The organism is Okeania sp. SIO1H4 (assembly GCF_010672695.1).
GTDB lineage: Bacteria > Cyanobacteriota > Cyanobacteriia > Cyanobacteriales > Microcoleaceae > Okeania > Okeania hirsuta.
This window is the reverse complement of sequence record NZ_JAAHGB010000007.1, coordinates 95,614-111,724: the sequence shown is the minus strand read 5'-3', so window position 1 is coordinate 111,724 and position 16,111 is coordinate 95,614. Positions and strand designations below refer to the sequence as shown.

Annotated in this window: 15 protein-coding genes and 1 pseudogene; 7 read left to right on the top strand and 9 right to left on the bottom strand. The window is 36.5% G+C overall.

The genetic code is table 11. The annotated features are described in order from the left end of the window. Positions 1 to 37: 37 nt before the first annotated feature. From F6K06_RS08020 to F6K06_RS08000, 8 genes are all read right to left on the bottom strand, one after another. Complete coding sequence (locus F6K06_RS08020) at positions 38 to 880, bottom strand: tetratricopeptide repeat protein (protein WP_287323218.1); 843 nt, start codon at positions 878 to 880, stop codon at positions 38 to 40. Beyond that, the gene (locus tag F6K06_RS33820; protein ID WP_353734825.1) at positions 881 to 982 is read right to left on the bottom strand and encodes a tetratricopeptide repeat protein; all 102 of its coding nucleotides are present in this window, start codon (positions 980 to 982) and stop codon (positions 881 to 883) included. Next, positions 983 to 1,084 carry a tetratricopeptide repeat protein gene (locus F6K06_RS33815; RefSeq protein ID WP_353734824.1) on the bottom strand — a complete coding sequence of 34 codons (102 nt, stop codon included), beginning with the start codon at positions 1,082 to 1,084 and terminating at the stop codon, positions 983 to 985. It abuts the gene before it with no gap. Then, the gene (locus F6K06_RS08015; RefSeq protein ID WP_124145676.1) at positions 1,085 to 1,951 is read right to left on the bottom strand and encodes a tetratricopeptide repeat protein; all 867 of its coding nucleotides are present in this window, start codon (positions 1,949 to 1,951) and stop codon (positions 1,085 to 1,087) included. Positions 1,952 to 2,643: 692 nt separating this feature from the next. After that, complete coding sequence (locus F6K06_RS33810; protein WP_338043205.1) at positions 2,644 to 3,147, bottom strand: hypothetical protein; 504 nt, start codon at positions 3,145 to 3,147, stop codon at positions 2,644 to 2,646. Positions 3,148 to 3,180: 33 nt separating this feature from the next. Then, entirely contained in the window at positions 3,181 to 3,996 is an 816-nt protein-coding gene (locus tag F6K06_RS33805) for an ATP-binding protein (RefSeq protein WP_338043206.1), read from the bottom strand. A gap of 390 nt (positions 3,997 to 4,386) precedes the next feature. Further along, on the bottom strand, positions 4,387 to 5,550 hold the full coding sequence (gene dnaN, locus F6K06_RS08005) for a DNA polymerase III subunit beta (protein ID WP_124145677.1): 1,164 nt from the start codon (positions 5,548 to 5,550) through the stop codon (positions 4,387 to 4,389). Between the two features lie 947 nt (positions 5,551 to 6,497). Further along, complete coding sequence (locus tag F6K06_RS08000; protein ID WP_161564590.1) at positions 6,498 to 6,875, bottom strand: ISAs1 family transposase; 378 nt, start codon at positions 6,873 to 6,875, stop codon at positions 6,498 to 6,500. A gap of 136 nt (positions 6,876 to 7,011) precedes the next feature. On the opposite strand from F6K06_RS08000, the pseudogene F6K06_RS07995 reads away from it, so the two are divergent. Next, a pseudogene (locus tag F6K06_RS07995) lies at positions 7,012 to 7,983 on the top strand (IS5 family transposase). Between the two features lie 545 nt (positions 7,984 to 8,528). Here F6K06_RS07995 and dnaA read toward each other — a convergent pair. Continuing rightward, the gene (dnaA, locus tag F6K06_RS07990; RefSeq protein ID WP_124145679.1) at positions 8,529 to 9,896 is read right to left on the bottom strand and encodes a chromosomal replication initiator protein DnaA; all 1,368 of its coding nucleotides are present in this window, start codon (positions 9,894 to 9,896) and stop codon (positions 8,529 to 8,531) included. A gap of 941 nt (positions 9,897 to 10,837) precedes the next feature. On the opposite strand from dnaA, the gene F6K06_RS07985 reads away from it, so the two are divergent. The 6 genes from F6K06_RS07985 to secD all read left to right on the top strand — a co-directional run bounded on the left by F6K06_RS07985 (position 10,838) and on the right by secD (position 15,613). Further along, positions 10,838 to 11,668, top strand: coding sequence for a helix-turn-helix domain-containing protein (locus F6K06_RS07985; protein WP_240039017.1), 831 nt, complete (start codon positions 10,838 to 10,840; stop codon positions 11,666 to 11,668). 161 nt (positions 11,669 to 11,829) lie between these two features. Beyond that, on the top strand, positions 11,830 to 12,813 hold the full coding sequence (locus F6K06_RS07980) for an alpha-ketoacid dehydrogenase subunit beta (RefSeq protein WP_124145681.1): 984 nt from the start codon (positions 11,830 to 11,832) through the stop codon (positions 12,811 to 12,813). Between the two features lie 62 nt (positions 12,814 to 12,875). Beyond that, positions 12,876 to 13,004, top strand: coding sequence for a hypothetical protein (locus F6K06_RS07975; RefSeq protein ID WP_287308773.1), 129 nt, complete (start codon positions 12,876 to 12,878; stop codon positions 13,002 to 13,004). Between the two features lie 533 nt (positions 13,005 to 13,537). After that, on the top strand, positions 13,538 to 13,726 hold the full coding sequence (locus F6K06_RS07970) for a hypothetical protein (protein ID WP_124145682.1): 189 nt from the start codon (positions 13,538 to 13,540) through the stop codon (positions 13,724 to 13,726). A 39-nt stretch (positions 13,727 to 13,765) separates the two neighbouring features. Further along, positions 13,766 to 14,077 carry a hypothetical protein gene (locus F6K06_RS34520; protein ID WP_375339379.1) on the top strand — a complete coding sequence of 104 codons (312 nt, stop codon included), beginning with the start codon at positions 13,766 to 13,768 and terminating at the stop codon, positions 14,075 to 14,077. A 150-nt stretch (positions 14,078 to 14,227) separates the two neighbouring features. Then, positions 14,228 to 15,613, top strand: coding sequence for a protein translocase subunit SecD (gene secD / locus F6K06_RS07960; protein WP_124145684.1), 1,386 nt, complete (start codon positions 14,228 to 14,230; stop codon positions 15,611 to 15,613). Positions 15,614 to 16,111: the final 498 nt, after the last annotated feature.

The window sequence follows — 16,111 nt, the reverse complement described above, 5'->3', positions numbered from 1 at the left end:
GGTTGAAAGAAAGGGAAAAATAATTTTTCTCTACTCCCTACTCCTTGCTCTCTGATAGTAAGACTTTTATCTGAGGATTTTCTAATAATTTTGCTGCATCTGCTAATAGTTTTTCGCCCCAAAGTTCTTTTTTGAGACGCTGTAAGTTTCCCCAACTTTTGTCTAATTTTAATGCTGCTTCAGCTATTGTTAAACTTTCAGAAATTTTGCCTTTGTTGTAGAGGGCAACTCCTATTGCTAATTTAGGTTCTACAAATTGGTTATTAATTTCAATTACTGCTTGCCAATGTTCTATTGCTTCATCTATTTTTCCTATTTCATATTTAACTAAGCCAAGATTATTAATCGAAGCTTCATAGTCTGGTTTAATTTCTAGAGATTTTTCCAAAGCAGCGATCGCCTCTTCATATCTTTCTAAAGCTGACAGAGCAATGCCTTTATTGCCCCAAGCTTCGTTTTTGTCTGGTTTAATTTCTAGAGCCTTATCAAAAGCATAAATACCCTGTTCATACCTGCCTAGATATAACATACAATTACCCTTACTATTCCAAGCCTCGTAAAAATCTGGTTTAATTTTTAGAGCCTTATCAAAAGCATAAATACCCTGTTCATACCTGCCTAGATATAACATACAATTACCCTTACTATTCCAAGCCTCGTAAAAATCTGGTTTAATTTTTAGAGCCTTATCAAAAGCATAAATACCCTGTTCATACCTGCCTAGATATAACATACAATTACCCTTACTATTCCAAGCCTCGTAAAAATCTGGTTTAATTTCTAGAGCTTTATCATAAGCATAAATCGCCTCTTCATATCTTCCTAAAATTAACAGGCAAACGCCTTTATTTACCCAAGCTTCCTGATATTCTGGTTTAATTTATAAAGCTTTATCATAAGCATAAATTGCCTTTTCATATCTTCCTAAAATTAACAGACAAACGCCTTTATTTACCCAATATTCCTGATATTCTGGTTTAATTTATAGAACTTTATCATAAGCATAAATTGCCTCTTCATATCTTCCTAAAATTAACAGACAAACGCCTTTATTTACCCAATATTCCTGATATTCTGGTTTAATTTATAGAACTTTATCATAAGCATAAATCGCTTCTTCATATTTGCCTAAAGTATATAGAGTAACGCCTTTATTGTGCCAAGCTTCATATTGCTTTGGTTGAATTTTTATAGTCTTATCATAAGCAGCGATCGCCTCTTCATATTTACTTTCTGTTCCTAGAATCAACCCCTGTTGAACTAATAGCTTTTCTTTATCTTCATCAGTATTATTTTCATCTTCGATTAAATTGTGAATATCTAAAAATTTTTGTCTTCTTTCTTCACAAGTTAAACTCTTATATTTATGATAATCTCCTTCCTCAATAATTCGAGATGATTCTTGAGCTACTAACTCCGGGTCAGACTTAAATTCAAATGTATTAGAACGCCAATCAAAAAAGTCTGGGCAACGATGAATAAAATATTTTAAAGCATACACAGGTACGATAAAAACAAAGCAAATTTTAAAGTCATCTCTGAATTTTTCTCGATGTTGATTCAGGTGACTTAAAATTGGAGGAACACCTTTTTTACTATAACTATATCTCTCATTACTACTCCAACCATTTTTCAGTTTATTCAACTCATATTCATACAGGGAATTTTCCAAACCAGTCACAAATAAAATATTAATATCCTGTCTATTTGGCAAACCAGCAACCAGATTATATAAATTATTTGTTGGTTCATTTAACCGCAAAACTTCGATTTTTTTCTGGGGAACATCTTCCTTAATTTTCTCAATTAATTTGGTTCCTTCTGCGGGAGAACATTCTACAAACAACAATCTAAAACCAGACGTTCTTTTGAGAGACCTAACTATAGCTTTATATTCTGTTTCTGGGTCTTTCAATAAATTCTCATCCCAGTCTATTAAATCTTGGTTCATAGCTTTTGAGATACTCACACGGATTATGCCACGAATATACTGATTAATTTGTTAGTCTTATTTTGAGCGATCGCTTGCTTCATTTTCACCTCCCACGTTATAGTGCTTCAGGAAATGAATCAATTATTGCTCTATAAGCAATAGTAGAGAAAATTCCATATTCACCTCTCCAGTTATGGTGCTTCACAAAATGAATCAATTATTGCTCTATACGTAATAGTAGAGAAATCCCATATTCACCTCTCCAGTTATGGTGCTTCACAAAATGAAACTATTATTGCTCTATACGTAATAGTAGAGAAATCCCATATTCACCTCTCCAGTTATGGTGCTTCACAAAATGAAACTATTATTGCTCTATACACAATAGTAGAGAAATTCCCATATTCACCTCTCCAGTTATGGTGCTTCACAAAATGAAACTATTATTGCCCTATACGTAATAGTAGAGAAAATTCCATATTCATCTCTCAAGTTATGGTGCTTCACAAAATGAAACTATTATTGCCCTATACGTAATAGTAGAGAAAATTCCATATTCATCTCTCAAGTTATGGTGCTTCACAAAATGAAACTATTATTGCCCTATACGCAATAGTAGAAAAAATTCCATATTCATCTCTCAAGTTATGGTGCTTCAGAAAATGAAACTATTATTGCCCTATACGCAATAGTAGAAAAAATTCCATATACTACTGAACTTTCTGAGTAATACTTTCAACAGCTTTCTTAAACTCAGGAGTTCCCTTAATCAACGGATGAACATCATACCAACGTCGCTTTTTTCCCTCATCATCATAATAACAATATTCCAAAATACAGCGATTAAACATTAAACTGCGGTAATTATCATCATTAGGTACTTCCCTAGAAAATGCCACTTCAGCTAACCTTATCCATTGATTATCATCCACAGTTTTCCGATAAATATCTCTAGCATCTGTTATTGACCTGCGGATAGCATTTCTCGGAATTGGTAAATCATCTGTATAATCAAAAGCTGACTGAATTAATAATAGTAAATTCCGTACATGACCACCACTCATTATACAAAGTTGATTCAAAGTTTCTTCACTATCAAATAGGTCAATTTCTAGGGAAAGATTAGGAGCAAATCTTTCCTCTCGCTTGATAATTAACTCTTTAATTTTATTAAATCCTGGTTCGTATTTACTTCCATCAGGTTTCTGTACCATAATCATCGGTAAAACCTGGGGATATGTATAAAATTATCTCAAATCTGCTGCTCTATGGGAGTAGACCATAGAAATAGGAACTGTATAAATAATGTGACAGTTTAATGCTTTTAATTGTTCGGAGCGGTCTATAAAAATATGGTCGTGGTTAGTCCGTTTATCCTCTTGAATAACTGGCACTATTTGGTCTAGGTTATCAACTATTACTGCTAATTCTGTACAACCATTGGGTAAATTTTTCTTAGCATCATTAATAAATTCATTCAAAACTTTAATTAGAGTAACAGTGTGAGGATAAATTTTCTGCCGAATTTCCTGACGGAGAGTTGGTACTGCTCTTAAATTTGCCGTTATTTTAGCAAAAGCAGATATTGTTACATCAACATTTACCTTCTCAAAATCAATTTCTGTCAGAGCTAAATCCTTCAATTCCTGCCAACGATCTTTTAACCAATTAACTACAGAATTAGGTTCAGCAGCATCTTTTAAATCTTGCAATAAATGACGAGTACAAGCCAGTAAAATATCTGTATATTCCGCATCCTCCGCATCAATATCTTGTTCGTCCGCAGCAAAATAAACCACAAATATTTTCTGTGATTCTAGATATTGTTTAAGTCTGAGTAATTCAGTCGATTTTCCTGCCCCACGATGACCAGCATAAAGTTGACAAGTCATCCTATTTGAACGCTTAATTTTTCTGCCTAAATCTACTAAAACATCTCCATCTCCTCGGACTTTTTTACAGTCAACATAAAGAGGGTCTCCTGCTGGTAATGGTTGAAATGGATCGAAGGAGTTGTAGAGATTTGTTAGAAGTTCTTCTATGTCTATTTTTTGATTAGCCATAATAAGTCTATTAAGTAGTTGTTTAATTAATTGATAATGGATAATGAATAATTGATAATTACCTCATCCAAGCCCCCTAAATACCCCAATTTTCGGGACTTTTAGAAGCAAATTGACTCTTATTCCCCCCAAAGTTGGGGGGCTAGGGGGGCAAAATTCAGTTATCAGTTATCAGTTATCAGTTATCAGTTATCAGTCAAATAATTTTTGAAGGAAGTTTAGGGGAAAATTCCTAGCAAAAGTTTCCAACTAATCTGCATTAGAGGTTGCTTGAGAAATTTGCTACATCCAAGCCCCCTAAATCCCCCAATTTTGGGGGACTTTTAGAAGCAAATTGACTCTTATTCCCCCCAAAGTTGGGGGGCTAGGGGGGCAAAATTCAGTTAACAGCTAATTTCTCAACTGAACAGGCATAATTAAATAAGTCATTTTCACCCCACCCAATGGATTTAAAACCACCGGACTTGTAGCAGTATTTAACTGAATTGAAATTTCTGAAGCTGAAGGAATAGCCTTTAACCCTTCAATCAAATATTTCACATTAAAAGCAATTTCTTCCGGTTCATCAGCAGAAATTTGTGCTGCCATAGACTCTCTACCACTACCAACATCTTGAGCATCTACAGATAAAGAAATCTCCTGATTAACACTATCAATAGAACACTTCAAAATATTATTCTTTTGGTCAGCCAAAACAGCAATTCTTTCCACCGCTCCTAAAAATTCTTTCCTATTAACATTAATTTGATTAGTAAACTTATCAGGTAATAATTGTCCGTAAGCTGGATATTGACCCTCCAATTTTCTACTCGTTAAACATTGTTCTCCTAGCTCAAAAATTACCTGACCTTCATCAAATCTCAAGGCAACAGCTTCAGATGATTGACGCATTCCAATCATTCGTTCAACCTCTCGTAAAGCTTTTGCAGGAATTGTTACTTCAAACTCTTCAATTTCTTCAATCTCTTCTACTTCTGACTCACCCTCTGGTGCCACACTTTCAGTCTTAACAATTGCTAATCTATGACCATCAGTTGCTGCAAATTCTAAACCATCTTTTTGTACTTTTAAATGTACTCCTGTTAACACTTGTTTTGTTTCATCAGGACTTGTGGCAAATAAAGTTCCTCTCAAACCATTAATCAAAGCTTCCGGTGGTAAATTGACAACCTCCCCACCTTCCACATCTGGTAATTCCGGATATTCCTCTCCTCCCATACCTCTAACTTGATAACGACCAGATGTAGAAGTAAGAGTGGCGATCGCTTCCCCTTCATCATCATCAATGGTAATATTACCATCTGGTAATCTGGAGACAATATCATTAAATAATTTGGCCGGTAAAGTAAAACTCCCACCTGTTTCTACAACTGCCGGAAAATTTGAACGAATACCTAAACTTAAGTCAAACCCTGTTAATTCTAAGCGTTGATTTTCTACATCTGCTATTAATAAAACATTTGCCAATACTGGGTGGTTAGGGCGAGAAGGAACTGCACGACTGACCAGAGAAAGATTACTATTTAAGTCACTTTGAGTACAAGTTAATTTCATTGGAGTTTACTATTATTACTGGAACTAGAAGCTTTAAAAAAAATTTACCAATAATTTGGGTTTAAAGCTGCACCCTAGAAGGATAGCTTTTTATAGTCAGTGTAATAAGGTCTGAAGAACAATTGTTAAGCGAATTGTTACAGAAAAATCTGATGAGGAGACTTGACGAAAGAGGAAATTTTCACATGAGTGTGAAAATCCCCGCACCTTCAGGTGCGGGGAGGATGTCAACAGGGACTTAAATTCTAAAATTCTTAGGTTAAGTAATGTAGACTTCTAACTTAACATTCTGCCGACGTTGTGCTTAAGCGACAACGCGGGATTCCCTAAAATCACTCATAGAGACCTTCTGCTGCCTCTTGACAGAGGAGCTGCGCTAACATAGCACCTGCCTCCAAGATCGAAGCTCTTTTTGGCCTTACGGTCGCTCCACAGACTGAAACTGCTACCCCAGCAGCTTTATTCTTTTGAGAATAGCACATTATTTTAAGAACCGCATGGGTTGATTGGTTTTCCTCCCGACGCTCCCCTGCCAGGAGGGCAGGGCTGTTTCATTCTCACTCTAGGTGTAGACTTATAGAGTCATGAGCAGACTTTACCCCAAGTTTGGCCTAATATTAGCTTAACTGGCCATTTTTTGTGATGCAAAGCAGTGCGATCGCGTCGCGGTGTGTAGTACTATCGCCACCAACCAATGTCAAACTAACCCAGAAATTGCCCTCTGCTGTGTGATCGCAACTTCATATTAATTCAGATCAAAAAATCGATTTAATACCACACTTAAGTACAAACAGAAAGTATATATTTGAGATGATTACTCAAGTACGCGCTTCGCTGCTTTAATTCCAGCAAAACCATGTATCCTTAGTAGAGTTAACACCCAAGTTTTCGCTCATCGACAAATTGATGGCAGAAAAGCCTGATTTTTGAGGACTGAAATCTTCTTCTCAAATTACATCCTTTACCCAATTTAGTTGATTTTCAATTAACCAATGTCCTCGAATCCCAGACCCTAGACTAGCAGATAACCCTGAGAGAGAGCAAAGGTAATAACTGATACTTTCTACTGATTTTGACCCACGATTACCACTGGGTTTGACTCTGATTACACAACCTGCATCTTGCCATAAATCATCAAGATTATTCGGTATATGAAAAACCTCTACTTCTGTTATGGTCTTGCGATTTCTAGTTTTTTCGTCATTTATATACCTTTTAACGGTTTTGCTTGATTTAACTTGCTGTTCTATTTGTGCATATAATAATGGTTGATTCCTTTTAACTTTGACTAAATAATCATTTTGAGTTTCGATAATTCCCGCCACGGTTTTTTTTGGCAGTGTAAAGCATCAAGGGTAAAAACTACTCCTTTTAAGGGCTTTGTTGCACAAAAAACAAAAAAGAGGAATTAGGGTAAAAATACCTGTAAGTGGCACAAAAAACCAAAATCCTAATCCAGAGATGAGTAAGTCTAAACCAAAGTCTAAGTCCAAGTCTCGTTATAGAGTAAGCAATTGGTCTGAATATGATGCTTCTTTGAAACAAAGGGGGAATCTGACATTTTGGCGAGCGTGATTAAGTCATAGAGCAGTGGCTAAACCAAGAAAAAACTGGATGTCGGGGGGCATCTAACACCTACAGTAACGTCGCTATTGAATTAATGGCCACCCTGGCTACTCTATTTAACTTGGCAGGACGACAAACCGAGGGATTGTTGGAATCTATATTTACCTTAATGGAATTAGAGCTACCAGTACCAGATCACAGTATCTTGTCCCGTCGCCTGAGTAAATTGAATATTGAAATACCAGTAGTCCCACCCCGTCGCCCAAGAGGCCATGCATCTAGTCGTAGACTCTACAGGGGTAAAAGTGTATGGAGAGGGAGAATTGAAAACAAGAGTTCATGGTATAAGCAAACGTCGGACATGGCGTAAATTGCATCTGGGCGTCAATGAAGCAACTGGAGAGATTGTTAGTGCCGTGGTCACAACTAACAATAGTTAGTGACGATCAAGTATTTTCCGACTGATTGGAGGGAGTAGAAGGTGAGATTAGGCAAGTCTTTGGTGATGGAGCCTATGATCAATGCAAGTGTTACCTTGAGGCCAGTAACAGGGGAGCAAAACCAACCATACCACCCCGTAAAAATGCAATCATCTGGCATCATGGCAACTGTAAGGCTCCAGCTCATCCCAGGGACTCCAATCTTAGAGAGATTCGTAGAGTGGGACGTAAAAAATGGAAACGTGAGAGTGGATACCATCGGTGCTCCTTATCTGAGACAACAATGTTGAGGCTCAAAGTGATATTTGGAGGCAAGTTGCGACAACGAAAATTTGATACTCAAGCAGTGGAGTTGTTCATACAATGGTCTATACTTAATCGTATGATACAGAACTGTAAGCCAGAAAGCTATAAAGTAGAATTCTAATTAATTTCTCTCGCAGGGGAGTGTTGCGATCGCAACAAAGCCGCAACAAAGCCGTAATAAAATCTCAAGTTAATATCTGTGGAAAATGTGGAAAACCCAAAAAATCCCTATTATATCGATGATTTCATCAATAAATACCCTGTGGAAAACCTGTGGAAAACTTAATTTTTGTTCTCCTGTATTATGTTATTCATACAATCTATGAACTCAGAAACTTGAAAATATTGAAACCCACATTCCGCACGACAAAATGTAGTACATAAACAGGGGGGACTTGAGTAAGTATTTAGACTCAAGAAAAAAAACCTCAAACTGTAATTCTAGACAAGAGGTGAAGATCAAAAAAGAGGAGAAAATGTCAATAGAAGTAAGTAACTTAGACCATCTAGGGAAAGTATTATATCAGTTTAAAAAAATACTGCTCCATTAATTTTTTTAAGTAGTTAAGAAAAACCTTGATTCCAGTATAAATAGAAAATCATTTTTCCCAATCCCTGAGTACTAACTCCCGATTCATTTTTTTACATTCACATTAGAAACAATCTTTAATGACGACTAGAAAAATTAATCCGATCGCTCAACTGCCTGAGAGTTTGGCCTAAGTTTAAATCATTCTTTTGTAGCTGGGCAATCTTATCGCAACTATATATAACAGTTGTATGGTCCTTTCCACCAAAAAACTCCCCAATTTTTGGCAGACTTAAATCAGTATGTTGTCGCATCAAAAACATTCCAACTTGTCTGGCCAAAGTAATTTCTCGTTTTCTAGAACTTCCTTTTAAATCTTCTATAGACACATTAAAAACTTCTGAAACAGCCTTAATAACTGCTTCTGGAGATGCCTCTAATTTTTCATTTTGTGGATTTAAAATAGGTGCGACATTCTCTACAGTCATCGGCAAACCTGAAATAGAAATATAAGTAACAACCCTAGTCAAAGCACCTTCCAACTCCCGAATATTTGAAGGATATCTAGAGGCGATATACTCTATTACATCCCTAGGCAAAATCATATTTTCATACTCAGATTTTTTCAGTAAAATTGCCATCCTAGTTTCCAGGTCTGGAGCTTGAATATCAGCAATTAATCCCATAGAAAACCGAGAGCAAAGACGTTCTTGTAAACTAGGAATTTGATTAGGAGGTCTATCGGAAGCCAATACTACTTGTTTGCCAGCTTCATGCAAAGTATTAAAAGTATGAAAAAACTCTTCTTGGGTATATTCTTTGCCCTCAATAAATTGAATATCATCTACTAACAAAACATCGGCAGTTCGATAATGTTCTCTAAAACTTTGGAGGCTATCTTTACGAATAGCAGCAATTAAATCATTAGTAAACTTTTCCGTAGAAACATAAAATATTTGAGAATCAGAAAAAATATCCAAACGATAATGACCTATAGCTTGCATTAAATGAGTTTTTCCTAAACCTACTCCACCACATAAAAATAAAGGATTAAACTCTCTTCCTGGAGATTCTGCTACTGCTAAAGAAGCTGCATGAGCCATACGATTATTCGGACCCACAACAAACCTAGAAAACATATATTTCGGATTTAGATTTGCTGGTTTAGGCTTTTGATTAGATAAACTTTCTGAAAGATCGGCAACCTTATTTTCAGACCATATAAGTTCTGAATTATCTTTACCCACACTTTCTCCCACTGTCGTAGTTAGGTAAATTTCTACAGGATGACCGAGAATATCATGTACAACATCAGCAATAGTTTTTACATAGTATTTCTGTAACCAATTTCGAGCAAAAGGGTTAGGTGTACAAATTACCAAACAATTATTTTCTAGTTGTTGGGCATTGGCTGTTTTAATCCATGTTTCAAAAGTAGGTCGGCTTAATTGTAATTGCAATCTTTCTAAAACTTGGTTCCACAAATTATCAAGAGAAATTTCCACTGCTAAGCTCTTTTTATATGAATACAAATAAAAATTAATTAAATATTTAAAGAAGGTCGTAGATTGTAGGTCGTAGTTCGTAGGTGGTGAAAAAAGCTTACCGTGCTACTAAAACCCACATTCCGCACCACAAAATGTAGCAACCGAAGAAGGAGTCAGGAGACAGGAGACAGGAGACAGAATTTTAGAAGAAAATTATAGCTGCCGTGATTGAGTCATCATCAGAGCAAGTATTTATGCGTAAATTTTTTACTAGGAATTTGATCAACGAAAAAAGTATTGAGATGATTTGCATAGTATAGATGATTTGCATAGTATAAATACTTACCAAGCTACAGATTCATATACTACTTTTAATGATACGCTCTTGAAGTGCGGAATGTGGGCTAAAACCTAACACCTTCTGATTAACCCTAACTAAAGTTGTAGACAATGCGCGTGAGTTGTGGGGTTAATAACCCAATTTTTAACTGCGGTGTGCTACACCTACAAGCTACTACCTACAAGCAGAAAGAAGGGTAGGGAGGATAAATTAGTAAATCAAAATTTGGGACTGAGAATGATCAAATAAGTTAGTTAATGAAGTATAGGAATGAGAATAAATTAAAACCGGATCAAATTAATATAGTAAAATTAGCAATTAAAGCTGCTCAGACAATCCAGTAAAAGGTTAATATTAGCATCTAACTAACTCAAAAACCCGACATTGAAAGTGGGCTTACTTGCTAGAGGAGAATTTGATCGACAAAGCTCTATCGGAAATATTGAAAGAGGACTCCTGCTATAATCGCGAGATTTAGCGGTGAGACGAGGCGTAGAAACTGCCTGGGTTTCCCACGCAGACAGCCCCTAATGAATTTCAATCCACAAATTAGAGCCGAGGGCTAATCAATCCAGTCTCAGTTATGATATAGTTATTAACGTTTAATTTTCAACCTTTGATGACTTTAACTTACCAGTACAAACTTAAGCCAACTAGACAGCAAGAAATAGATATTAATCATATTCTTGATGTTTGTAAGAGTGTGTACAATTACGCTTTGAGAGAGCGTAAAGACTGGTGTGTTTCAAGAAAGTCACCAATCAGTAGTTGCTCCATCCTAACTGAATATATTATACCTGCTAATGCCCCTTATCCTAACTATCATAATCAGGCTAAAAGCCTAACAATAGCTAAGAAGACTAATCCTAAATTAAAGTCACTTAATGCTCAAGTTTTACAGCAAACTCTGAAGACTTTAGAACGGGGATTTTCTCAGATGAAAAGTTTAGGTAAAGGCTTCCCTAGATTCAAGAAAAGGATGAGAAGCTTTGTTTTTCCTGCTATGCTGAAAAATTGTTTAGGTTGCAGTAGATTCAACTTACCTCAACTGGGGTGGATTAAATTAAGGCAAAGCAGACCTTACCCTGAAGGAATGGAAGCTAAACAAGCTAGAATAGTCAAAAAAACTAGTGGTTATTATTTGATGATTACTTTTGCTTCATCAGAGTCAGTACCAGATAATCCAGTAGGCAATAAGTATTACGCAAAAGTTGATAAAAATTACACATCTCAAGAATGTCCTAAGTGTGGGCAGATTGAAAAGAAAAAACTCTCTGATAGAAAACATATTTGTAGCAGTTGCGGAGATCAAACTAATTGTGATGTAGCTGCTGCAAAAGTAATCAGAAACAGAGGATTAATAGCCGTGGGGCACACGGTTGAAGAAAAAGCTTGTGGAGATGGTCTGACGGGGTTGCAATTCAACTTGTTTGATTTGTTATCTAGTTAAGAATCTGTGATACAAGAATCTCCCGTTATAATCGCACTTATTTACGGTGAGAGTGTCAAGCTGTGTCCTAACCAATTAGGTCAAGTCAATGAGAAGCCCATTTCTGATTGTGAGATTAGTGTGGGAACTGTTAGCTAACATTCATATAATCAAACCCTTAGATGGCACAAACTTTATTATTTAATGCTCTCCGTGCAGCCATTGATGAAGAAATGACCCGTGACCAGACTGTATATGTTCTTGGTGAAGATGTGGGTCAATATGGAGGCTCGTACAAAGTTACCAAAGACCTTTATGCAAAATATGGGGAACTGCGTGTCCTTGATACTCCCATTGCAGAAAATAGCTTCACAGGAATGGCCATAGGTTCAGCTTTGACTGGGTTAAGACCCATTATTGAAGGCATGAATATGGGCTTTTTACTATTAGCCTTCAACCAAATTTCTAATAATGCTGGAATGTTGCGCTATACCTCTGGTGGTAACTTCAAAATACCATTAGTTATTCGTGGCCCTGGTGGTGTAGGTCGCCAGTTAGGTGCAGAGCATTCCCAAAGATTAGAAGCATACTTTCAAGCTGTTCCTGGTCTGAAAATAGTAGCTTGCTCAACCCCCTACAATGCTAAAGGTTTACTCAAAGCAGCTATCCGTGATGATAATCCGGTCTTATTTTTTGAGCACGTCCTCCTTTACAATCTGAAGGAAGACTTGCCAGAAGAGGAATATTTGTTACCTATAGACAAAGCGGAAGTGGTACGGACAGGAAAAGATGTAACTATTTTGACCTACTCTCGGATGCGTCACCACGTCACCCAAGCAGTAAAAAGTTTGGAAAAACAGGGTTATGACCCAGAGGTAATAGACTTAATATCCCTCAAACCTCTAGATTTTGAAACTATTGGTGCTTCTATTCGGAAAACTCACCGGGTAATTATTGTCGAAGAGTGTATGAAAACAGGTGGTATTGGTGCTGAGTTAATTGCCTCAATTAATGAGAGGTTATTTGATGAACTAGATGCACCAGTTCTACGTTTATCTTCACAAGATATTCCGACACCTTATAATGGTACGCTAGAAAGATTGACAATTGTACAACCAGAGCAGATTGTTGAAGCAGTACAAAAAATGGTGGCAATGCAAGTTTAAGTTGAAGTAATAAGCAAGAAAACTGATGAACTTTTTTGACTTAAATTAACTATAAGGTGAAATTGCTGCAAATCTTAGTTCTACTTCTGCCTTTAATTAGTTGTCAATTTTTTGTTGTGGATATGGATATAGATGTTCCTCTAGGAGCATCTGTATCTAAATTATCTTGTCTATTTAAAGATAGTAATTAGTTAGTAGGAAAAGTACTCAGGAGTCAGTTTTTTATTTTTCTTGATATTGCCCTGTTTCAAGATTGCTTAATTCTCTATTCTGTAATTAATGAAAATGAAAAATTATATAATTAATATCTATTTCAAGCTAAGATAAATTTCTGGAAAAATTGATTTCTCAGTATTAATATTATAGGTAAAAAATAATTGACCTATATTGAAATTGAATTGACTTGATAAATATTTGTTCAGAACCATCGGATATTGATATTTTGTCAATAAAAGCTTTCTAAAAAAGCTCAGTATACAGAAAAGTAAAATATTACAACTTTGTCCTAGTGGAGACGCTGCGCAAACGTCGAAGAGTCAGAAGTCAGAAGTTAGAACTTAGAAGTTAGGAGATTTTGTTTGCTTTGGTCTGAGGAGTAGGCTCCTGGCCTTAAGCCTTATGGGGTCTAATTTCCCACTCTCATCTGCCCTATCTACAAGCTAATTGGTGTCTCCTGAGTTCTGCTTTAAATCATCTAGATATACTGGTTTTAGTTAATTAAATTATGCGCAGACAAAATTCATATATAGCCTTAGTTCTAGTTCTAGTCACAGCATCAGTAACAGTATTAACTCAGATTCTAATTCGTTTTCTAATTCGTTTGGGATTAGACCTCACAGGTGGAGGGACTAGCAATAGAATATCAACTGCAAAGACACCTATTAGCAAAGCAAGAGCTATTGAGAAACAGTGAAGATGAAGAGGCCATCACTAAAAACCTTTCAAACCACCCATCATTAACAACCAACACATCGGAGGCACCGTACCAGAACCAGTCCCCAGTGAAGATAATTGGAATATACTTGTCCGTTTTACACCAGAAGCGGCAACAAAGTTTGCCGAACTGACCAAAAATCTGGCCGGAACTGGACGTAGTATCAGTATTTTTCTAAATAACCAATTATTGATCGCCCCAACTGTTGCTGTTAAATTTGCAGAAACAGGCATTATGAGCGAACAGGCCGTAATTCCAGTTAGATTGACGGCCGAACAAGCACAGAACTTGGCCATAAAACTAAGTGGCGGTGTTTTACCCATTAGATAAAAAAATAAAATAATATTTACAAGACTTACGCATTTTTGAGATATATAGACTATGTATCTATAACTATAACGTTATAGTTTTTGCTCACCACAAGTAGTTTTTTTGCCTAAGTCCTAAGTTATCAAAATACTGATTTCAACTAGTCAAATCATGCGCAGACAAAATTCATATATAGCCTTAATTCTGGTTCTAGTAATAGCATCAGTAACAGTATTGAATCAAATTCCAATTCGACTGGGACTAGACCTTCGAGGTGGGTCACAACTTACTATTCAACTACAAACCTCTGAAGAAGTTCCCACTATCGACGAACGAGTCATGGAAGGAGTACTAAAAATTGTAGAAAATCGAGTCAATGCTCTAGGTGTATCAGAATCAGTAGTTCAATCTTTAGGACAAGACCAAATTCTTGTCCAACTACCAGGAGTAAACGACCCTGAACAAGCAGAAAGGGTTTTAGGAGGGACAGCTCAACTGGACTTCCGCGAACAACTACAGGGTACTGAGCAACAGTTAGCAATAGAATATCAACTACAAAGACAACGTTTAGTAGAGCAAGAATTACTGAAAAATATTGAAGATCCAGAGGCTATAGCTAAAAATTTAGAATCTCTAGAAAAAACAAATCAAGCGATCACTGGACTATTCAAAGAACCCACAATTAAAGGCCAAGATCTGAGAGATGCTTTAGCAGAACCGGAAGCTCCTGGGTCTAATAACTGGAATGTGGCCTTGCGCTTTACCTCTGAAGGAGGGCAGAAGTTTGCAGAACTTACCAAAAATTTAGCAGGAACTGGACGTAGTATCGGTATTTTCTTAGATGACCAACTTTTAAGTGCCCCTACTGTTGGCGTAGAATTTGCAGAAACAGGTATTACTGGTGGTAATGCGGTAATTCAAGGTAGATTTACAGCCCAACAAGCAAATGAATTGGCAGTACAACTGCGGGGTGGGGCACTGCCTGTTTCAGTAGAAATTGTGGAAAATCGAACTGTTGGGGCTACTCTAGGGCGAGATAGTATTCAGCGTAGTGTTTATGCTGGAGCTGGTGGCCTAATTCTGGTATTAATATTTATGGTCGTTTATTATCGACTTCCTGGGATAATTGCTGATGTAGCTTTAGTTATTTATGCTCTGTTTACCATTGCTAGTTTTGCCATCTTGGGAGTGACTTTAACATTGCCAGGAATTGCTGGTTTTATTCTGAGTATTGGTATGGCAGTTGATGCTAATGTTTTGATTTTTGAACGGACAAGGGAAGAGTTACGAGCTGGTAAAACTTTATATCGTTCTGTAGAGTCTGGCTTTTATCGGGCTTTTTCCAGCATTTTAGATGGTAATGTCACAACCTTGATTGCTTGCATAGCACTATTCTGGTTAGGAACTGGTTTGGTAAAAGGTTTTGCTCTAACCTTGGGAATTGGTGTAGCTATTAGTATGTTTACTGCTGTTACTTGTAGTCGTACTCTAATGTTTTGGGCGATCGGTTTTTCCCAATTCCGCAAACCAAAATTATTTTGCCCAGAGTTAAATTGAAGTAGGACTAACCACAAATCTAACCAAAACGCTTATTTGTCTTTAAATGGTTAGTCCAGCCCACTTTTTTCAAGTAAACGTTATTTTAATCACAATACATCGGGATGCGAGGTCAGTTCCGACCTCTATAAAATCAGTTATATAGCAGTACAAGAATTGGGCGGGGACATTTTTCAATCCTAAAACCCTTTTACCGAAAATTTGTGGTGTAAAGCCTCCTCTTTTAAGCTATCCTTTACCCATAAGTCTTGAAACCCTTGTGGGGAGAAGGGGAGCAGGGAGCAGGGGAGAAAGGGGAAAAAATCATAGTAGCTAAGTAAAACTACTGAAGTTGTCAAAATAAATGTATTTTTCCATACATTGTTTATCCCGAAAAAGCCGATCCAAGACTTACACATAACTCGTCTATTTTGTCAAGTTTTATGTTAAGGAAGATGTGGGTAATGGATAGCCTTTTAAGGGGATAATAAGAGGATAATAAAGAAAAATTTTTATGAT